Below are 19,301 nucleotides of genomic sequence, written 5' to 3'. Positions count from 1 at the left end.
GCACGATGGAGACTCCGAATACTGACCCGGGCCGCACACCGGCCGAGGACGCAGCAGATGCTGCCGCCCGCACGGATGCGGTGCGCGCCGCAGCCGGCGAGGGTGACCGGTATGCCGCCAATGAACTGTCCGTCGCCGAGCGCCAGGTCAACATCCTCCGGGACAAGCTCCGCCACATTGACCGCCAGCTCGCCGCCGCGACGCAGAACAACTCCAAACTGGTCAGCATGCTGGAAACGGCCAAGGCCGAGATCCTGCGGCTGAAAAACGCCCTCGACCAGGAGGGACAGCCGCCGTACAGCTTCGGCACCATCCTCCAGCTCAACCCCAAACGGCAGCCGACGGCCGGGAACAGCGGCCAGGCGGCCACGGAGGAATCCGTGGATATCTTCAACGCCGGCCGCAAGATGCGGGTTGGGATCAGCCCGCTGGTCAACATCAGCCAGCTCGCCGTCGGGCAGGAAGTCCTGCTCAACGAGGCCCTGATGGTGGTCGCCGGACTCGGCTACGAGCGGGCCGGGGACCTCGTCACGCTCAAGGAAATGCTGGGGCCTGACCGTGCGCTGGTGGTGGGCCGGGCCGACGAGGAGCGGGTCATCCGGCTCTCCGGTGCCCTGCTCGCCCAGCGGCTCCGGGTCGGCGACGCGCTCTCGATTGATTCCCGGACCGGGTACGCGCTGGAAAAGATCCCGCGCTCCGAAGTGGAGAACCTCGTGCTCGAGGAAGTCCCGGACATCACCTACCAGGACATCGGCGGACTGGGCCCGCAGATCGAACAGATCCGCGACGCCGTCGAACTGCCCTTCCTGCACCCGGACCTGTACCGGGAGCACGGGCTGAAGGCGCCCAAGGGCATCCTGCTGTACGGCCCGCCCGGCTGCGGCAAGACCCTGATCGCCAAGGCCGTGGCCAACTCGCTGGCCGCCCGGGCCGCCGAGCGCGCCGGCAAGACGGACATGAAGAGCTACTTCCTGAACATCAAGGGACCCGAGCTACTCGATAAGTACGTCGGCGAGACCGAACGCCACATCCGCCTGATCTTCGCGCGCGCCCGGGAAAAGGCGTCCGAGGGCAGCCCGGTGGTGGTGTTCTTCGACGAAATGGACTCGCTGTTCCGCACCCGTGGCACCGGCATTTCCTCCGACGTCGAAACCACCATCGTCCCGCAGCTCCTCAGCGAGATCGACGGCGTCGAACGGCTGGACAACGTGATCGTGATCGGCGCCTCGAACCGGGAAGACATGATCGATCCGGCGATCCTGCGCCCGGGCCGCCTGGACGTGAAGGTGAAGATCCAGCGCCCCGACGCCGAGGCCGCGGCCGACATCTTCAACAAGTACATCACCACGGACCTGCCCTTCCACGAGTCCGACCTCGGCGAGCACAACGGCGACGTGCAGGCGACCGTGGACGCCATGGTCCAACGCACCGTCGAGGCGATGTACTCCACCGAGAAGTCCAACGAATACCTCGAGGTCACCTACGCCAACGGCGACACCGAAATGCTCTACTTCAAGGACTTCAACTCCGGCGCCGTGGTGCAGAACGTCGTGGACCGGGCCAAGAAGTACGCCATCAAGGACCTGTTGACCATCGGCCAGAAGGGCCTGCGGATCGACCACCTGCTCCGGGCGGTCGTGGACGAGTTCCGTGAACACGAGGACATGCCCAACACCACCAACCCGGACGATTGGGCACGCATCTCCGGCAAGAAGGGCGAGCGCATCACGTACATCCGCACCATCGTCCAGGGCAAGGCCGGCCAGGAGCCCGGGAAGTCCATCGAGACGATGCCCAGCACAGGCCAGTACCTGTGACGGCTGTTGTCCCCGGCAAGCCCGCCGACACCGCGGGCGGGCTGCCGGTCGGCGGGGCGATGCGGGTCATGGGATCGGAGACCGAATACGGCATCCACGCGCCCTCGGCCCCGGGAGCCAACGCCACGATGATGTCAGCCCGGGTCATTCAGGCGTACGCGCAGGTGACCCGGCAGCGGGCCGCCGGCGGCGCCGAGACCCGGTGGGACTACACGGACGAGGAACCGCTGCACGACGCCCGCGGCTGGACCTTGGAGCGCAGCAGCGCGGACCCGGAACAACTCACCGACCAGCCTCCCGTCCTCGACGCCGAGGCGATCGCCCTCGCCTACGGGCGGCAGGAACTCGAGGCCGACGGCGAGGACGAGTCCGGCACGCTGCTGATGAACATGGTGCTGGGCAACGGCGCACGGTTGTACGTGGACCACGCCCACCCGGAGTATTCCAGCCCCGAGGTGACCAACCCCCGCGCCGCCGTCACGTGGGACGCCGCCGGCGACCTCGTGGCACTGGCCGCGGTCCGGCGCCTCGCTGCGGATCCCGAACTGCCGCCCATCAACCTGTACAAGAACAACACGGACAACAAATCGGTCTCCTACGGCTCGCACGAGAACTACCTGATGCCCCGCTCGGTGCCCTTCGGCGAAATCGTGCGCGGCCTCACACCGTTTTTCGTCACCCGGCAGATCATTTGCGGTGCCGGGCGGGTGGGCCTCGGGCAGGACAGCGCCCGGGCCGGCTACCAGATCAGCCAGCGCGCTGACTTCTTCGAAACCGAAGTGGGCCTGGAAACCACCATCCGCCGCCCCATCATCAACACCCGGGACGAGCCCCACGCCACCGCGGACAAATACCGCAGGCTGCACGTCATCATCGGCGACGCCAACCTCAGCCAGGCCTCCAACTTCCTCAAGTTCGGCACCACCGCGATGGTCCTGAGCCTGATCGAGGCCGGGCTGGCGCCGCGGATCGAAGTCCATGAGCCCGTCGCCGCGCTGCAGGCCGTCAGCCACGACACCTCGCTCACCGGGTTGCTGCGCCTGGGCGACGGCCGGCGGATCAGCGCCCTGGACCTCCAGTGGATCTATTTCGAGGCCGCCTCCAAGCACGCGCAGGACACCGGCGTCGCGGACGCCGTGGACGGTGACGGCCACACCCACGAGGTCCTGGAGCGGTGGTTCGCCACGCTGAGCGAACTCGGCGGTGACCGGGCGGCGGCCGCATCCTCAGTCGAGTGGCTCGCCAAACTGTCCCTGCTCGAGGGCTACCGCCAGCGTGACGGCCTGGGCTGGGACAACGCACGGCTGGGCCTCGTGGATCTGCAGTGGGCCGACATCCGCCCCGAAAAAGGGCTCTATTACCGGCTGCTGGCGCGCGACCGGATGCACCGAATCGTCGACGACGCCGCGATTGCCCGTGCGGTGACCGAACCGCCGTCGGACACGCGGGCGTACTTCCGCGGGCGCTGCGTCAGCAGGTTCGGTGCAGACCTCGCGGGGGCCAGCTGGGACTCGGTGATCTTCGATGTCCCCGGCCGCGGCAGGCTCCAGCGGGTCCCTACCCGCGAGCCGCTGCGCGGGACCGAAGCCCTCACCGGCGGCCTGTTTGCCAGGCACCGGGAGGCCGGGACGTTCCTGGCGGAACTGCTCGGGCTCAGCCCCGGTTCCTGAAAACAAAGCCCCCCGCGGGCGCCCCGGGCGTGGCACTATTGCTACAGGATGTCCCTTAGGAGAAAAGGGACGGACATGAAGGAGAAAACAATGGCAGGCCAGGAGCAGCAGCAGCCGCAGTCGCGGGACACCGAGGTTGACGAGGACGTCCCCGCCGCGCCGCCGGCCCCGGCGGACGCCCAGGCGTCGGCAGCCACCCAGGGCGTCGATGATCTCCTCGATGAGATCGACGGCGTGCTGGAGTCCAACGCCGAGGAGTTCGTCCGCGCATTCGTCCAAAAGGGCGGCCAGTAGGAGCGCCGCCGGCCGCCGGATGAGGGCGGCGGGAGGGGCTAAGGGCCGGAAGAGTCGTTGATCCACCACGTTGAGGGAGAGCGTTAGTGCAGGAAACAACAGCCAACCGAGTAGCAGCCAACGCGACGTCCTCATTCACCGAGCATCTGCAGCGCGAACGGCCCGATTTGATGCCCTTCGGCCAAGTGCCTTTCAACCAGTTGCCTGCCGGCGGGCACGCCGGCCAGCCGGGAGCACCGCTGCAGGCCCCGCACGGGACGACGATCGTGGCGATGACCTATGCCGGGGGAGTGCTGATGGCCGGGGACCGCCGCGCCACCATGGGCAACGTGATCGCGAGCCGGCACATCGAGAAGGTCTTTCCCGCCGACCAGTATTCAGTGCTGGGCATTGCCGGGACCGCCGGCATCGCCCTGGACATCACCAGGCTGTTCCAGGTTGAACTTGAACACTACGAGAAGATCGAGGGCACGCTCCTGAGCCTGGACGGCAAGGCGAACCGGCTCGGCGCCATGGTCCGCGGCAACCTGCCCATGGCCATGCAGGGCCTCGCCGTCGTGCCCCTCTTCGCAGGATTCGACCGGCCCGCAGGTTTCGGCCGGCTCTTCTCCTACGACGTCACGGGCGGCCGCTACGAGGAACAGGAGCACCACGCGGTGGGATCCGGCTCGATGTTCGCCCGCGGCGCGCTGAAGAAACTCTGGCGTCCCGGCCTCTCGGAGCAGGACGCCGTGGCGGTCGCCGTCGAGGCCCTGTACGACGCCGCCGACGACGACTCCGCCACCGGCGGCCCGGACCCCGTCCGGCAGCTATGGCCGGTGGTGTACATCGTGAACCGGACAGGCGCCTTCCGGGTACCGGACCGCGACCTTGCCGCCGTGGCCGGCCGCGTCATCGAATCCCGCACTGTCGCCCAGCGGGAGGCCTGAGATGACCCAGCAGTTCTATGTATCTCCCGAACAACTGATGAAGGACCGTGCGGACTTCGCACGGAAGGGCATCGCCCGCGGACGTTCGGTGGTGGTCATCAGTTGCCGGGACGGGATTGCCCTCGTGGCGGAGAACGCGTCCCCGTCCCTGCACAAGATCGGCGAGATCTACGACAAAATCGCGTTCGCGGCCGTCGGGAAGTACAACGAGTTTGAGAGCCTGCGGCAAGCCGGGGTGCGGTATGCCGATGTCCGGGGCTATTCCTACGACCGCGAGGACGTCACGGCCCGCGGCCTTGCCAGCGTCTACGCACAGAGCCTCGGCGCGGTGTTTACGGCCGAACAGAAACCCTTCGAGGTCGAACTGGCCGTGGCCGAAGTCGGTCAGGCCCAGGAGGCGGACCATCTGTACCGGCTGACCTTTGACGGGTCCATCGCCGACGAGCACGGCTTTATTGTGATGGGCGGCCAGGCGGACAAGGTCTCCGAGGCTGTCGCGGCGGGCTGGCAGGGCGAACTCGACTTCGCGGGCGCCATCCGGCTGGCCCTCGCCGGGCTCGTGGCGGACAAGGAAACCACCACCCTGCCCGTATCCGCACTGGAAGTTGCGGTACTGGACCGGGGATCGGAAAGCGGCCGCGGCACCCGCCGGGCGTTCCGCCGGCTTGAGGACCCGGACATCGTGGCATTGCTGGCTGAGGAGAAGTGAGATGGACAAGCGCATATTCGGCATCGAAACCGAATTCGGAATTTCCTATTCAAGCCCGGAGTCCCGGCCGCTGGCACCGGAGGAAGTAGCCCGCTACCTCTTCCGCAAGGTGGTCAGCTGGGGACGGTCCTCCAACGTCTTCCTGACCAACGGCTCGCGCCTTTACCTGGACGTCGGGTCGCACCCGGAATACGCCACCGCCGAGTGCGACGACCTCGCCCAGCTGATCGCCCATGACCGTGCCGGGGAACTGATCCTCTGCGACCTCGTGGACGAAGCCCAGGAACGGCTGGCGGCGGAGGGATTCAACGGCACCGTATACCTGTTCAAGAACAACACGGATTCGGCCGGGAACTCCTACGGCAGCCACGAAAACTACCTCATCCCGCGGCGCGGGGAATTTTCCCGGCTCGCGGAAATCCTCATCCCGTTCCTCGTGACCCGCCAGCTGATCGCCGGGGCCGGCAAGATCCTCAAGACCCCGCACGGGGCGACCTTCGCGTTCTCCCAGCGGGCCGACCACATCTGGGAAGGCGTCTCCTCCGCCACCACCCGCTCCAGGCCCATCATCAACACCCGGGACGAGCCGCACGCGGACGCCGAGTTCTACCGGCGCCTGCACGTGATCGTGGGCGACTCCAACATGTCCGAAACGACGGCGCTGCTCAAAATCGGCACGGTGGACCTGATCCTGCGGATGATCGAGGCCGGGGTGATCATGCGCGACATGCGGATGGAGAACCCGATCCGCAGCATCCGGGAAATCTCCCACGACCTCAGCGGCCGGGCACTGGTCCGGCTCGCCAACGGCCGGCAGCTCACGGCCCTGGAAATCCAGCGCGAATACCTGGGCAAGGTGACCGCGTTCGTGGCCGAACACGGCGCGCACAACCCCCACGTGCCGCTGATCCTGGACCTCTGGGAGCGCACGCTGGACGCCATCGAAAGCGGCGACACGAGCACGATCGATACCGAAGTGGACTGGGCCATCAAGAAAAAGCTCATGGACAACTACCGGGAACGGCACGGGCTGGGCCTTGACGCTCCCAGGATTGCGCAGCTGGACCTGACCTACCACGACATTTCCCGTGGCCGCGGGCTCTTCTACCTGCTCCAGGCCCGCGGGGCCGTGCGCCGGGTGGTGGACGACACCGCGGTCAAGGACGCGGTGGATGCCCCGCCGCAAACCACGCGCGCCAAACTCCGCGGCGACTTCGTCCGGCGCGCCCAGGAACTCGGCCGCGACTACACCGTGGACTGGGTCCATCTGAAGCTGAACGACCGCGCCCACCAGACCATCCTGTGCAAGGATCCCTTCCGGAGCATGGACGACCGGGTGGATGCGCTGCTGGACTCGATGGGCTGATACCCAGCTTCGCACGTTATTCTGGGGTAGGGCCGCCCTGCGGCCGCCGCTTTCTTTGCCACGGGAAACCGAACGGCACTGAGTCCACCCTGCCTCGACGAAAGTTTCCAATTGCGCCGACTACTAGCAATTCTTCTTCCCGGACTGCTGCTGCTGACCGCCTGCGGCGGCAACGAAGCGCCTCCGGCTCCGGAACCCACCAGCCAGTCCGCCGGTGAGACCGCCAAGCTGGACTCGGTCAAATTGACTGAGAACGGTGAAAAGAAGGCCCCCGGTGTCGACTTCACCAAGCCCCTCGACGTCAAGGAACCCACTGTCAAGGTGGTCACCGAGGGCAGTGGCGACCGGGTCAAGGCCAACCAGATCGCCGACATTTCGATTGTGGCGTTCAACGGCAAGGACGGCTCCACCCTCGAGGACACGTTCCCGAACGATCCCGAGCCGCTGGAACTGAACGACGAGCTCAAGGGCAGCAGCCCCGTCATCTACAACGCGTTCGTGGGCGCCAAGATCGGCTCGCACCTCGCCCTCGCCGTTCCCGGCCAGGCCGCAGCCGAGGGTGCCGAGGCCAAGCCGACCCAGCTCCTGATCGTCAAGGTGCTCTCCGCCAAGGACGCACCGCCGGTCCTGGACAAGCCCGAAGGCGACGCCGTCACCCCGCCGGCCGGACTGCCGACCGTCAAGGAAAACGACAAGGGCGTTCCGGAGATCTCCGTCGCCGGCGTCAAGGCTCCGACCGCGCTGGTCTCCCAGGACCTCATCACCGGCAAGGGCCAGGCCCTCAAGGAGACCGACACGATCACCGTCAACTACGTCGGCGTCGCCCTCGCCACCGGCAAGGTCTTCGACTCCAGCTTCGAGAGTGGCAAGAAGGCCACCTTCCCGCTGACCGGCGTCATCAAGGGCTGGACCCAGGGCCTGACCGGCAAGACGGTCGGCTCCCGCGTCCTCCTGGTCGTCCCGAAGGACCTCGCCTACGGAGATCAGGGCCAGGGCGACGCGAAGGGCGACCTCGTCTTCGTCGTCGATATCCTCGGCGTCAAGTAATCCACCGCTACAACTGCCACCACTACACGTCACCTCAAAGGAGTAACCATGTCATTTGGACAGCGCAACCTCGACCGCGAGAAGCCGGAAATTGACTTCCCCGCAGGAGACGTCCCCACCGAACTGGTCATCACCGACCTGATCGAAGGGGACGGCGCCGAGGCCAAAGCCGGCGACACCGTATCCACCCACTACGTGGGCGTCGCCTGGTCCACCGGTGAAGAATTCGACGCCTCCTGGGGCCGCGGCGCGCCGCTGGACTTCAGGGTCGGCGTCGGCCAGGTCATCCAGGGCTGGGACCAGGGCCTGCTGGGCATGAAGGTCGGCGGCCGCCGCCGGCTCGAGATCCCGTCCGAGCTTGCCTACGGTTCCCGTGGCGCCGGCGGGGCGATCGGCCCCAACGAGGCCCTGATCTTCGTCGTGGACCTCGTCGCCGTCCGCTAGTCCCCACCCGCCCCCCGGGGAACGAAGCGCGGTAACAATCGGAAAAGTTCTTCCGGCTGTTGCCGCGCTTTCGTCATTTTCCGCGACCGGCTTTAGTACCCTTGCGGGGTGTCCGCCTCACGTACAGAACGCCTCCTGAACCTGCTCATCGCCCTGCTCAACACCAAGTACGGCCTGCGCCGCAGCGAGCTGCGCGAAAAGGTCTACCACGACACCACGAGCAGTGACGTCGCCTTCGGCCGCATGTTCGAACGCGACAAGGGCGAGCTGCGCCAGTTTGGCTTCGACGTCGAGGCCGTGACGGACACGGGCTGGGGCTCCGACGACCCGGCAACCACCCGCTACCGGATCGGCAAGGAATCGAACCGGCTGCCCGACGTCTCCCTCACCCCCGAAGAGTGCACGGTCCTGATCCTCGCGGCCCAGCTCTGGGAGCACGCCGCCCTCGGCTCCGCCGCCGTCGACGCGGTCCGGAAGCTGCAGGCCGCCGGCGGCCTGGTCGACGCCGAACTCCCCACCGGCGTCCAGCCGCGCATCCGCCCCGCCGGCCAGGCCTTCGAGGACCTGGTCGCCGCGATACACGCCCAGCACCCGGTCCGGTTCAGCTACCTCGCCGGCAGCACCGGCCAGGACCAGGAACGCCTGGTGGAGCCCTGGGGCCTGGGCAGCCGCTTCGGCCAGTGGTACCTCGTGGGCCACGACCGGGGCCGGGGGGACAAACGGTTCTTCCGCCTGTCCCGCCTGACGTCCGCCGTGACCGTCATGGACAAGGAGAGCTTCACGCCGCCGGCCGGGTTCAACGTCCGCGCCGAGCTGGCCGGCCTGGCCGAGCTGCCGGTGCAGAGCGCCGTGGTCGACGTCGAACACGGGCGGCTCCTGGGCCTCCGCAAACGCGCCCAGCCGCTTCCGGACGCAGCGCCGGAAGCCGCAGCGCCGGAAGCCCGAACACCGGGGCATTCGGCCGGGACGGACCGCCTCGCGGTGCCCTTCCGCGATGCGGAGACCCTGGGCGAGGAGCTGGCCTCCTATGGTCCCCGCGTCACCGTGATTTCACCCCCCGAACTCGCCGGCGCCGTCCACCGCCGCCTCACGGCAGCCGCCGAGTTCGCCGACAGGCCCCTGCCGGATGTGGCCTTCCCGGCGGCGGGCCGCGCCGGCCGTACCCGGAAACGAACCTCGGAGGACCAGCTCAAGCGGATGCTGCAACTCGTCCCGTTCCTTGTCCACAACCAGGGACTGCACATCAGCGAGGTCGCCGCCAGGTTTGGCATCACCCGCAAGGCACTCGAGGACGACCTGCGGATCCTGATCTGCTCGGGCCTCCCGGAGGGGTACCCCGACGATCTGCTGGACATCCAGTGGGACGATGACCACGTATTCATCACCCAGGCACTGGACCTGACCCGCCCCGTACGGTTCACCGTGGACGAGGCCTGTGCGCTCCTGACCGGCCTGGAGACCCTCAACAGCCTGCCCGAACTCGCCGAAGGCGGCGCCCTGGAATCGGTGACGCTGAAACTCATGGCCGCGGCGGGGGAGGAAGGCGTCAAAGCGGCGGCGCTCTCCGGCCCCGAGGTGGCCCCCGGCAATTCCGCCGTCCTCGACACCGCCCGCGCCGCCCTCGAATCCGGCGCGCAGCTGCACCTGAGGTACTTCTCGGCGCAGCGCGACGCCGTGTCCGAACGCGACGTGGACCCCCTGCGGCTCTATTCGCTGGACAACACGTGGTACCTCGAGGCGTACTGCCACTCCGCCCAGGGCCTCCGTAACTTCCGGCTGGACAGGATCGAAGCCCTTGAGCCCAACGGCCGGCGGGCGGCCGCGACGGCAAAGCCGGCGGACAGCTTTCCGGTGAAACTGTTCACCCCGAACGACGACGACACGGTGGTCGTGGTGGAACTCGCACCCCGCGGCACCGGCCTCGCTGACGACTATTACGCCGAGCGGACCGCGGCTCTGCCTGGCGGCGGAATGCTCGCCGAAATCCGGTTTGGCAGCACGGACTGGCTGCCGATGTTCGTGGCCCAGCACGGCGGGATGGTCCGGATCCTGCAGCCAGAGGCCCTCGCGGCCGCGTCGCGGGAGTGGCTCGCCGCGGCCCTGACGCAATACGAAGCCTTCCCGGATCGCCCGATAGACTGATCAGCATGCCTTGGTGGTCCTGGATCGTTATTTGGATAGCGCTTGTCGCGTTGTCGCTGTTGTTCTTCGGCGTGCTCGGCTTCCGGCTGTTCCGGCAGGCCACGACGACGCTCACCGAATTGGGTGAAGCCGCGGACCGCTTTTCCACCCTGCCTGCACCAGCGGGCACCGGCACCGTTTCAGCGGCCGGTTCGACAGCGGCCGGCGTTGGTGACCCGGTCAGCGCGGACGAGTCCCTTCGGCCGGCGCCCGGCGACGCCATTTTTGCCTCGCCCGCGCGGATGCGACATGATTACCACGCATCCAAGCTCGCCCGGCAAAACGCCCGCCGGCTGCGCCGCATCCAACGCAAGAAGGACCGCGGGCAACCCCAGGCACTGCGCGACATCGAAACGCGTTAGACATAGGATGTATTCAAACGAAAGGACCTCTCCCCATGAGGCTTGAAGGCTGGCATCTCATCATCATCATCGTTCTGGCACTGGTGCTGTTCGCTGCGCCGAAGCTGCCGGGCATGGCCCGCAGCCTGGGCCAGTCGATGCGCATTTTCAAGTCGGAAGTCCGGGAAATGAAGAAGGACGGCACCACCGATGCCAAGGATGGCTCCGAGCCGGTTGAAGGACGGGTCATCAACCACCCGCAGGCCGGCGCACCGGAAAGCCGCACGGGCGACGGAACCGACGTTCCGCCGTCGACCCGCGCCTAAGACCGCATGGCAGTAACCATGAGCCGTCGATCGAACCCCGAGGGGAGGATGGCGCTCCTCGACCACCTCAAAGAGCTGCGCAACCGGCTCTTCAAGGCGGCAATCGCCGTCGTCCTTGGGACGGTAGTGGGTTTCCTTGTCTACCAGCCAATGCTGGCGGCGCTGATCAAGCCGATCCGCGACCTGAATGAACACGAAGGCCGCCAGGCGACCCTGAATTTCGACGGCGTCGCGAGCTCGTTCGACCTCATGATCCAGGTCTCCGTGTTCCTGGGCCTGATTATCGCCAGCCCCGTCTGGCTCTACCAGCTCTGGGCCTTCATCGTGCCGGGGCTGCACAAGAAGGAACGCCGCCTGGCCCTGTCCTTCGTGGCGGCGGCCGTGCCGCTCTTCGTCGGCGGCGTCCTGCTGGCCTGGCTCGTGCTGCCCAACGCGGTCCGTGTCCTGACCGACTTCACGCCGTCGGGCGGCTCCAACTTCATCAGCGCCCAGGTGTACCTGTCCTTCGTGCTGCGGCTGCTGCTCGCCTTCGGCATCGCCTTCCTCCTCCCGGTGGTCCTGTTCGGGCTGAACCTGGCCGGGCTCATCAAGGGCCAGCAGCTGCTCAAGAGCTGGCGGATCACAGTCTTCCTGGTCTGCCTGTTCGCCGCGATGGCCGCTCCCGGCGCCGACGCCATGAGCATGTTCTACCTGGCCGGACCCATGCTGGCGCTGTTCTTCGCCGCGATCGGGCTGTGCCTGCTCAACGACCGCCGGCGCGAGCGGCGCGCCGTCAAACGCGACGCCGAGACCGAAGCCACCGCCGACCACGCCACCCCCAGCTCCGAGCTGGAGAATCTCTAGCCTTTCGCGCACTAGGCTGGAAACATGTCCTCACACCCCGGGCCGGAATCACCGTCCGAACGTTACCGCGCCAGCGTCGAGCGGGCTGCTGAAGCCAAGACCTATCTGGGCGGGTTCATCCGCTCGCTCGAATTTGAACTCGATGACTTCCAGCGCGAAGCATGCCTGTCCCTGCAGGCCGGCCGGGGCGTGCTGGTGGCCGCCCCCACCGGCGCCGGGAAGACGATTGTGGGGGAGTTCGCCATCTATCTGGCCCTCCAGCGTGGGCTCAAGGCGTTTTACACCACCCCCATCAAAGCCCTGAGCAACCAGAAGTACTCCGAACTGGCCGCCAAGTACGGCGCCGCCCAGGTGGGCCTGCTCACCGGAGATACCAGCATCAACGGCGACGCCCCGGTGGTGGTGATGACCACCGAAGTGCTCCGCAACATGCTCTACGCGGATTCGGACACCCTGGATGATCTCGGCTTCGTGGTCATGGACGAAGTCCACTACCTCGCCGACCGCTTCCGCGGCGCAGTGTGGGAGGAAGTCATTATCCATCTGCCCAGCGAGGTCCAGGTGGCGTCCCTGAGTGCCACGGTCTCCAACGCCGAGGAGTTCGGTGCGTGGCTCGACACCGTCCGCGGGCAGACCGATGTGATCGTCTCCGAGCACCGCCCGGTGCCGCTGTGGCAGCACGTCATGGTGGGCCGGAAGATCGTGGACCTGTTTGCCGGCGACACGAGCTTTGACGAGATCGCCCTGCCTGGTGGGGCAACTGCCAGTGAGACAAGTGCCAGGGGGGCAACGGCCAGTGAGACAAGTGCCAGTGAGGCGTCCGCCGATGCCGTAGCCGAGGCTGTCGTCGGGGGCCGGGCGGCCGCCGTCACCTCGGAAGTGCCCGGGCGGGCCGGCTTCGAGGTCAACCCGGAACTGCTGTCCATGGCCCGGGCCGAGAGCCAGATGAATTTCCGTGGCCGCTTCGGCCACGGCGGCCGGAACCAGCGCCGGCAGCAACGCAGCCAGCGGGACGAACCGCAGGGAGCCCAGCGCAGCCCGGTGCGGAAAGCCAGCCGGCCGCAGGTCATCGCCAGCCTGGACCGGCAGGACCTTCTGCCGGCCATCACCTTCATCTTCTCGCGCGCCGGCTGCGATGCCGCCGTGGCCCAGTGCGTCGCGGCCGGACACTGGCTGACCAGCGAAGCCGAACAGCAGATCATCGCCCGGCGCGTCGACGAGGCGGCCCAGGACATCCCCTCGGATGACCTCGATGTGCTCGGCTTCTGGAGCTGGCGGGACGGCCTGCTCCGCGGGCTCGCCGCGCACCACGCCGGCATGCTGCCGACCTTCAAGGAGGTTGTGGAGAAGCTGTTCGTCGACGGGCTGGTCAAGGCCGTCTTCGCCACCGAAACACTGGCCCTGGGCGTGAATATGCCGGCCCGCTGCGTCGTGCTCGAAAAGCTGGACAAGTTCAATGGCGAGGCCCATGTCAACATCACGGCGGGGGAGTACACCCAGCTGACGGGCCGCGCCGGCCGCCGCGGCATCGACGTCGAGGGCCACGCCGTCGTGCTGTGGCAGCCCGGAACGGATCCGGCCGCCGTCGCCGGCCTGGCCTCACGGCGGACCTACCCGCTGAACTCCAGCTTCCGGCCCACGTACAACATGTCGATCAACCTTTTGGCGCAGTTCGGCCGGCCGCGCGCCCGGGAGATCCTCGAATCATCCTTTGCCCAGTTCCAGGCGGACCGTTCCGTGGTGGGACTGGCCCGGCAGGTCAGGAGCCGGGAAGAATCCATTGCCGGGTTCAGCAAGGCCATGACCTGCCACCTGGGCGACTTCACCGAATACGCGAGGCTGCGGCGGGCCCTGGGCGATGCCGAAACCATGGCCTCCCGGAGCACGTCCCGGGCCAGGAAGTCCTTGACCGAGGACTCCCTGAGCAGGCTGCTCCCGGGCGACGTGGTGGATGTTCCGGCCGGGAAGTCGCCCGGGCTCGCGGTGGTGCTCAGCTCCGACCACGAATCCCGCGAGCCCCGCCCCGCCGTCATGACGCTGGACAACCAGCTCCGCCGGATCGGCCTGCACGACGTCGAGGGTCCGTTGTCGCCGATCACGCGGATCAGGATTCCCAAGACCTTCAACGCCAAGGTTCCCAAGTCCCGCCGCGACTTGGCCTCCTCGGTGCGCAACGCCATCCGCGAGCACCGGCCGCCGGCGCCGCCGCGCCGCGACGACGACTTCGGCCGGGCCTCCGCCGCGCCCAACCAGGAGAAGCGGATCGCCGAGCTGCGCCGGGAACTGCGCGCCCACCCGTGCCACGGCTGCAGCGAACGCGAGGACCATGCCCGGTGGTCCGAACGCTGGTGGAAACTCCGCCAGGAAACGGACGGGCTCATCCGCCAGATCCAGGGCCGGACCAACACCATCGCCAAGACGTTCGACCGTGTGTGCGGCGTCCTGACGGGCTACGGCTACCTGGAAACCTCGGACACCGGCGCGCTGTCCATCAGCCCGGACGGGCAACGCCTGCGGCGGATCTACGGCGAAAAGGACCTGCTGATTTCGCAGTCGCTGCGGATGGGGGCCTTCAACGACCTCGACGCCGCCGAGATCGCCGCGCTGGCCAGTGTGCTCGTCTACCAGGCCAAGCGTGAGGACCGCGGCCTGCGGCCCAAGATGCCGAGCGTGTCCCTGGAATCCGCGGTAGACACCGTGGTCCGCGAATGGTCCGCGCTGGAGGACGTCGAGGAAGCCAACAAGCTGCCCCTCACTGGCGAGCCCGAGCTCGGCCTCGTGTGGCCGATCTTCAAATGGGCCAAGGGCCGGCACCTCCAGGACGTGCTGAGCGGCACCGACCTGGCCGCGGGCGACTTTGTCCGCTGGGTCAAACAGGTGATCGACCTCCTGGACCAGCTCGCCGACATCCCGAACCTCGAGCCCCGGATTGCGCGGCTGTGCGCGGAGGCCATCAAGCTCGTCAAACGCGGCGTCGTCGCCTATTCCTCCGTGGCCTAGGGCGCGGGCCGGACCGGCCCGCTGCCTGCACCACTCGCTGGGCCGCTGCCGCGGCCTCCCAGATTTTCGAACCCGCCGGCGCTCGGCCGGCCCCAGCAACAAGGAGTTCCCGCCCCATGACCGATTCGCCGGCCGCCCCCGCCCCCCGCAACGTCACGCTGTACCGCAACGGCTCGGTCTACACAGCGGCCGATCCCTTTGCGACTGCGATGCTGGTCGACGGCGACACCGTCGCCTGGGTCGGTTCCGAGCAGGCCGCCACGTCCATCGCCGATTCCTCCATGGAGGTGATCGATCTGCAGGGCGCGCTCCTGGCACCCGGCTTCGTCGACTCCCACATCCACCTGACGGAAACCGGAATCGCGCTGGAGGGCCTCCAGCTGGCCGGGGTGCGCTCCTCCGCTGAACTGCTCGACGCCGTCGCCGCCGCCTCCGCTTCCAGCGCGGACGGTCCCGTCCTGGGCCACGGCTGGGACGAGACCACCTGGGCCGATCCCGCCCTGCCCTCCCGGGACGAAATCGAACGCGCGGCCGGCGGCCGCCAGGTCTACCTGTCCCGCGTGGATGTCCACTCGGCCCTGGTATCGAACTCCCTGGCCGCATCGGCCGGACTGGACGGGCTCGACGGCGGAGGCGCCGGAAGCCAGGTCAAACGCGACGCCCACACCGCGGCCCGCCTGGCGGCCCGCCGGCTGCCGGCGGACGCCCTGCGCGCGTACCAGCAGCGCGCCCTCGCCGAGGCTGCGGCCAACGGCTACGTGGCCCTCGCCGAGATGGCCGCGCCGCATATCGGAAGCATCGAGGACCTGCGGCTCGCGGCGGCCTGGAACAGCACCTCCGGCGGAGGACCGACCGGGGTGGACGGCGTGGCAGCGCCGGAGATCCTGCCGTACTGGGGCGAGCTCGCCGGATCCGCCGAACATGCCCAGTCCATCCTGGACGAATTGGGCCTGCCTGTACTGGGCCTGGCCGGTGACCTGAACATCGACGGCTCGATCGGCTCACGGACCGCCGCCCTGCGGGAGGATTACACCGACGCGCCCGGAGAGCGCGGCAACCTGTACCTCTCCGTGGCCGAGGCAGCCGCCCACCTCGCGGCGTGCTCCCTCCTGGGGATCCAGGCGGGTTTCCACGTGATCGGCGACGCCGGCCTGGACGCGGCCCTCGACGCCCTCGACCTCGCCGCGGCTGAGGTGGGGGAGCAGCGCGTCCGTGCCGCGGGGCACCGGTTCGAGCACGTCGAACTCGCCGATGCCGCGGCCATCGGCCGGCTGGCCCGCTATTCGGTCAGCGTCAGCGCGCAGCCGGTCTTCGACGCCCTGTGGGGTGGCGGGGACCGCCTGTACCAGCAGCGCCTCGGCTCCCGCCGGCTGGGAATGAATGCCTTTGGCAGCCTCTACGCGGCCGGTGTGCCGATCTGCTTCGGCAGCGACAGCCCAGTGACGCCGCTCCGGCCGTGGTCCAGCGTGCGAGCGTGCCTGCAGCACACCAATCCCGCCGAACAGATCTCGGCCCGCGCCGCGTTCCTCGGCCACACGCGGGCCGGCTGGCGGGCAGCCCGCTACCCCAACCCCATGGCCGGGCAACTGGTGCCGGGCGCTCCGGCCAGCTTTGCGGTCTGGGAGGTTGAGGAGCTCATGGTCCAGGTGGCCGACGGGCGCGTGCAGTCGTGGAGCACCGACCCGCGCGCCCGCACCCCGCTGCTGCCGGCGCTGGACACCGGCAGCGATCCTGCCTGCCTCCTGACGGTACGGGACGGCCAGGAACTCTATGCCAGCGGCGCCCTCCACGCCTGACCACCCGGCGCCTGATCCGTCCCGTCATCCAGCTTACGGAGCGGAAACATTTCCACCCGCGACCCCGCCCTGACCTGCACCGACAGACGAAACGGCAGGTCACGGCTCGGTTGACAGATCGGCCCGCCCCCGTAGCATTGAGGGGCAACGGAGGGTTGCGTACCGCGCAGACTCCGGCAGTCCCCGGTCCTTCCCAGGTTGCCGCACCCGCGGGAGCTTTACTTGGTCATGACCACGGGCACCCCCAGGGGGCGGGTCTACTTCGCAGCAGAAAACGGTTCCGGCGCCGCAATTCGTGGCCTGCCGGAACTGGCCCGAAGCGGGTGGACCTGCCCGGGCGGCCGCACGGGCGCCCCGCGGGCGCGCAACTCCCTATAATGGGAAGTTGCGCCTGAATATCCGGAACCATTGACTTTCGGCGCACCGACCGCTCCCTTCAAGGAAAGGCCTCGCTGTGCGTGTCCTCACCATCATCCCGACCTATAACGAGCTGGAATCGTTGCCCAAGACCCTCGGTCGCCTGCGCACAGCCGTGCCCGCCTCCGACGTGCTGGTTGTCGACGACAACAGCCCTGACGGCACGGGGCAGCTGGCGGACCGCATGGCCGCAGAAGACGGACAGGTCCACGTCCTGCACCGCGCCGGAAAGGCCGGCCTGGGAGCGGCGTACATCGCGGGCTTCAAGTGGGGCCTGGACGCCGGCTACGACATCCTCGTGGAGATGGACGCTGACGGCTCGCACCAGCCCGAGCAGCTGCCGCAGCTGATCGAGGCCGTGGAGCAGGGCGCGGACCTCGCCATGGGCTCCCGCTGGGTTCCCGGCGGCCGTGTGGTCAACTGGCCGCTCTACCGCCAGGCCATCAGCCGCGTCGGCAGCACGTACGCGCGGATCATGCTCGGAGTGAAGATCAAGGACGTCACCGGCGGCTTCCGCGCCTTCCGGCGCACCACCCTGGAGAAGCTGAACCTGGATGCGGTCGACTCGGTTGGCTATGGCTTCCAGGTGGATCTGGCCTGGCGCGTGGCCAAGCTCGGCCTGACCATCGTGGAACGGCCCATTACCTTCGTGGAGCGCGAGCTCGGCGCTTCGAAGATGAGCGGCAACATCGTCGTCGAAGCCATGATCAACGTCACCAAATGGGGACTTACGGCCCGCTGGAACAAGCTCCGGGGCAAGCAGGACAGCAGGCAGGACGCCTGAGGCGTGTCTCCTGGTCCGGGCATCGCCTGGGTATAGGGTCGGGCGGTATGGCGCTGCGACTTGTTCAGGTGAATTTCAAGGCTCGGGATGACTCAACGCTCGGCCGGTTTTGGGCGGAGGCACTCGGCTTGGGCGTGTCCAGCGAGGGACCCGGTGTGACCAATGTTGAACCCCCGGGTTTCGTCTGGCCGACCCCGCCGCCGTCTGCATCGATGTCGTCACCGTCCCGGACCCCGAGACGGTGAGGTACCGGGCACGCCTCGATCTCGCCACCACCTCTGCGGCCCACCAGGCGGAGCTGGTCGCTCATCTCTTGGGGCTCGGTGCGACGCCCGCCGACGTCGGCCAGGGTGCTGAGCCCTGGACGGTTCTGGCCGACCCGGAGGGCAACCTGTTCCGCGTGCTGGAGCCCCGCCCGATCTACCAGGACACCGGGCCGATCGCCGCGGTGGTGGTCAGCTGTGCAGACCAGCGGGCCATGGCCGGGTTCTGGGGCGGGGCGACGGACTGGACCCTGCACGAGGTGGGCGATGATCATGCGAGACTGCGTTCGGCCAAGGGTGTCGGGCCGTACCTTGAATTCCTTCGCACGCCCGGCGTGCAGGCCGTGTGGGGCCGTGTCCATCTCGACCTGATGCCGTACCCGGGTGATGATCAAGCGGCGGAGGTGGCCCGGCTGCGGGCTCTGGGCGCCACTGACGCCGACGTCGGCCAAGGCGATGTGCCCTGGGTCTGCCTCGCCGATTCGGAGGGCAACGAGTTCTGCGTCCTCACCCCCGGCTGACGCAGAATCCCGGCTCCTGTGCGCGTCCAGACGGTGCAGCCGCAGGAGGCGCAGAGGAGGCGCAGGGGAGACGCAGGAACAGAAAAAGGGCCGGGCCCGCATCATTCGATGCGGGCCCGGCCCTTGCCGTAGCCGGTGCGCTGGGGGACTAGGCCGAGCGGCGTTCGCCGCGGCGTTCGCGCAGGATGGTGAGGCGATCTTCGAGGATCTGCTCAAGCTCGGGAAGCGAGCGGCGCTCCAGCAGCATGTCCCAGTGCGTGCGCACTGCCTTCTCGTTGCTGTTGACGGGGCGTTCGCCATCCACCAGCAACGCCTCCTTGCCCGTTTTCGAAACCCAAACCGGGGGGATCTCGGCTTCCGAGGAGAATGTCACGAACACCTGCTCGCCATCCTCGCAACGGTATTCAACCCGCTGGCGCGGAGCCGGTTCGACGCCGGATTCGGTCTCCATGCTCTGTGCGCCAAGGCGCATACCCCGCAGGCTGCGATCGCTCATCTTTTCTCCCTCTATTCGGTTCGCAGGGTCAAGCCCTGCGTTGTCCGGGGACCGTCA

General features: G+C 68.0%; 17 protein-coding genes. 16 read left to right on the top strand and 1 reads right to left on the bottom strand.

Translation table 11 applies throughout. The features are described from left to right. Positions 1 to 5: 5 nt before the first annotated feature. The 16 genes from arc to AC1DBX_RS02460 all read left to right on the top strand — a co-directional run bounded on the left by arc (position 6) and on the right by AC1DBX_RS02460 (position 18,748). Complete coding sequence (arc, locus tag AC1DBX_RS02535) at positions 6 to 1,817, top strand: proteasome ATPase (RefSeq protein ID WP_476931011.1); 1,812 nt, start codon at positions 6 to 8, stop codon at positions 1,815 to 1,817. Continuing rightward, positions 1,814 to 3,487, top strand: a complete 1,674-nt coding sequence (dop, locus tag AC1DBX_RS02530; protein WP_476931010.1) for a depupylase/deamidase Dop — start codon at positions 1,814 to 1,816, stop codon at positions 3,485 to 3,487. Before arc ends, dop begins: the two co-directional genes overlap by 4 nt. Positions 3,488 to 3,577: 90 nt before the next feature. Beyond that, entirely contained in the window at positions 3,578 to 3,781 is a 204-nt protein-coding gene (locus AC1DBX_RS02525) for a ubiquitin-like protein Pup (RefSeq protein WP_026266331.1), read from the top strand. Between the two features lie 86 nt (positions 3,782 to 3,867). Continuing rightward, positions 3,868 to 4,710, top strand: coding sequence for a proteasome subunit beta (prcB, locus tag AC1DBX_RS02520; RefSeq protein WP_028275579.1), 843 nt, complete (start codon positions 3,868 to 3,870; stop codon positions 4,708 to 4,710). Position 4,711: 1 nt separating this feature from the next. Then, complete coding sequence (prcA, locus tag AC1DBX_RS02515; protein ID WP_028275580.1) at positions 4,712 to 5,419, top strand: proteasome subunit alpha; 708 nt, start codon at positions 4,712 to 4,714, stop codon at positions 5,417 to 5,419. A gap of 1 nt (position 5,420) precedes the next feature. Continuing rightward, the gene (pafA, locus tag AC1DBX_RS02510) at positions 5,421 to 6,785 is read left to right on the top strand and encodes a Pup--protein ligase (protein ID WP_476931009.1); all 1,365 of its coding nucleotides are present in this window, start codon (positions 5,421 to 5,423) and stop codon (positions 6,783 to 6,785) included. Between the two features lie 111 nt (positions 6,786 to 6,896). After that, the gene (locus AC1DBX_RS02505; RefSeq protein WP_476931008.1) at positions 6,897 to 7,832 is read left to right on the top strand and encodes an FKBP-type peptidyl-prolyl cis-trans isomerase; all 936 of its coding nucleotides are present in this window, start codon (positions 6,897 to 6,899) and stop codon (positions 7,830 to 7,832) included. Between the two features lie 48 nt (positions 7,833 to 7,880). Continuing rightward, complete coding sequence (locus tag AC1DBX_RS02500; RefSeq protein ID WP_024365270.1) at positions 7,881 to 8,276, top strand: FKBP-type peptidyl-prolyl cis-trans isomerase; 396 nt, start codon at positions 7,881 to 7,883, stop codon at positions 8,274 to 8,276. A 108-nt stretch (positions 8,277 to 8,384) separates the two neighbouring features. Beyond that, positions 8,385 to 10,418 carry a helix-turn-helix transcriptional regulator gene (locus AC1DBX_RS02495; protein WP_476931007.1) on the top strand — a complete coding sequence of 678 codons (2,034 nt, stop codon included), beginning with the start codon at positions 8,385 to 8,387 and terminating at the stop codon, positions 10,416 to 10,418. A 5-nt stretch (positions 10,419 to 10,423) separates the two neighbouring features. Beyond that, entirely contained in the window at positions 10,424 to 10,819 is a 396-nt protein-coding gene (locus AC1DBX_RS02490; protein ID WP_476855875.1) for a hypothetical protein, read from the top strand. A 35-nt stretch (positions 10,820 to 10,854) separates the two neighbouring features. Continuing rightward, positions 10,855 to 11,124: a Sec-independent protein translocase subunit TatA gene (gene tatA / locus AC1DBX_RS02485; protein ID WP_018772900.1), complete on the top strand. Its 270-nt coding sequence runs from the start codon at positions 10,855 to 10,857 to the stop codon at positions 11,122 to 11,124. A gap of 48 nt (positions 11,125 to 11,172) precedes the next feature. Next, complete coding sequence (tatC, locus tag AC1DBX_RS02480; protein ID WP_028275586.1) at positions 11,173 to 11,967, top strand: twin-arginine translocase subunit TatC; 795 nt, start codon at positions 11,173 to 11,175, stop codon at positions 11,965 to 11,967. Between the two features lie 24 nt (positions 11,968 to 11,991). Next, positions 11,992 to 14,967, top strand: coding sequence for a DEAD/DEAH box helicase (locus AC1DBX_RS02475; RefSeq protein ID WP_476931006.1), 2,976 nt, complete (start codon positions 11,992 to 11,994; stop codon positions 14,965 to 14,967). Between the two features lie 116 nt (positions 14,968 to 15,083). Continuing rightward, positions 15,084 to 16,763, top strand: coding sequence for an amidohydrolase (locus tag AC1DBX_RS02470; RefSeq protein WP_476931005.1), 1,680 nt, complete (start codon positions 15,084 to 15,086; stop codon positions 16,761 to 16,763). Positions 16,764 to 17,217: 454 nt separating this feature from the next. Then, positions 17,218 to 17,964: a polyprenol monophosphomannose synthase gene (locus tag AC1DBX_RS02465; protein ID WP_459384751.1), complete on the top strand. Its 747-nt coding sequence runs from the start codon at positions 17,218 to 17,220 to the stop codon at positions 17,962 to 17,964. Between the two features lie 241 nt (positions 17,965 to 18,205). Beyond that, on the top strand, positions 18,206 to 18,748 hold the full coding sequence (locus AC1DBX_RS02460; RefSeq protein ID WP_476931004.1) for a VOC family protein: 543 nt from the start codon (positions 18,206 to 18,208) through the stop codon (positions 18,746 to 18,748). Positions 18,749 to 18,896: 148 nt separating this feature from the next. On the opposite strand, the gene AC1DBX_RS02455 is transcribed toward AC1DBX_RS02460, so the two are convergent. Further along, positions 18,897 to 19,244: an RNA polymerase-binding protein RbpA gene (locus tag AC1DBX_RS02455; RefSeq protein ID WP_026266329.1), complete on the bottom strand. Its 348-nt coding sequence runs from the start codon at positions 19,242 to 19,244 to the stop codon at positions 18,897 to 18,899. Between the last annotated feature and the right edge of the window lie 57 nt (positions 19,245 to 19,301).

This window comes from Arthrobacter sp. 10N44_2, assembly GCF_056394385.1.
This window is presented reverse-complemented; position numbering and strand designations above follow the sequence as displayed.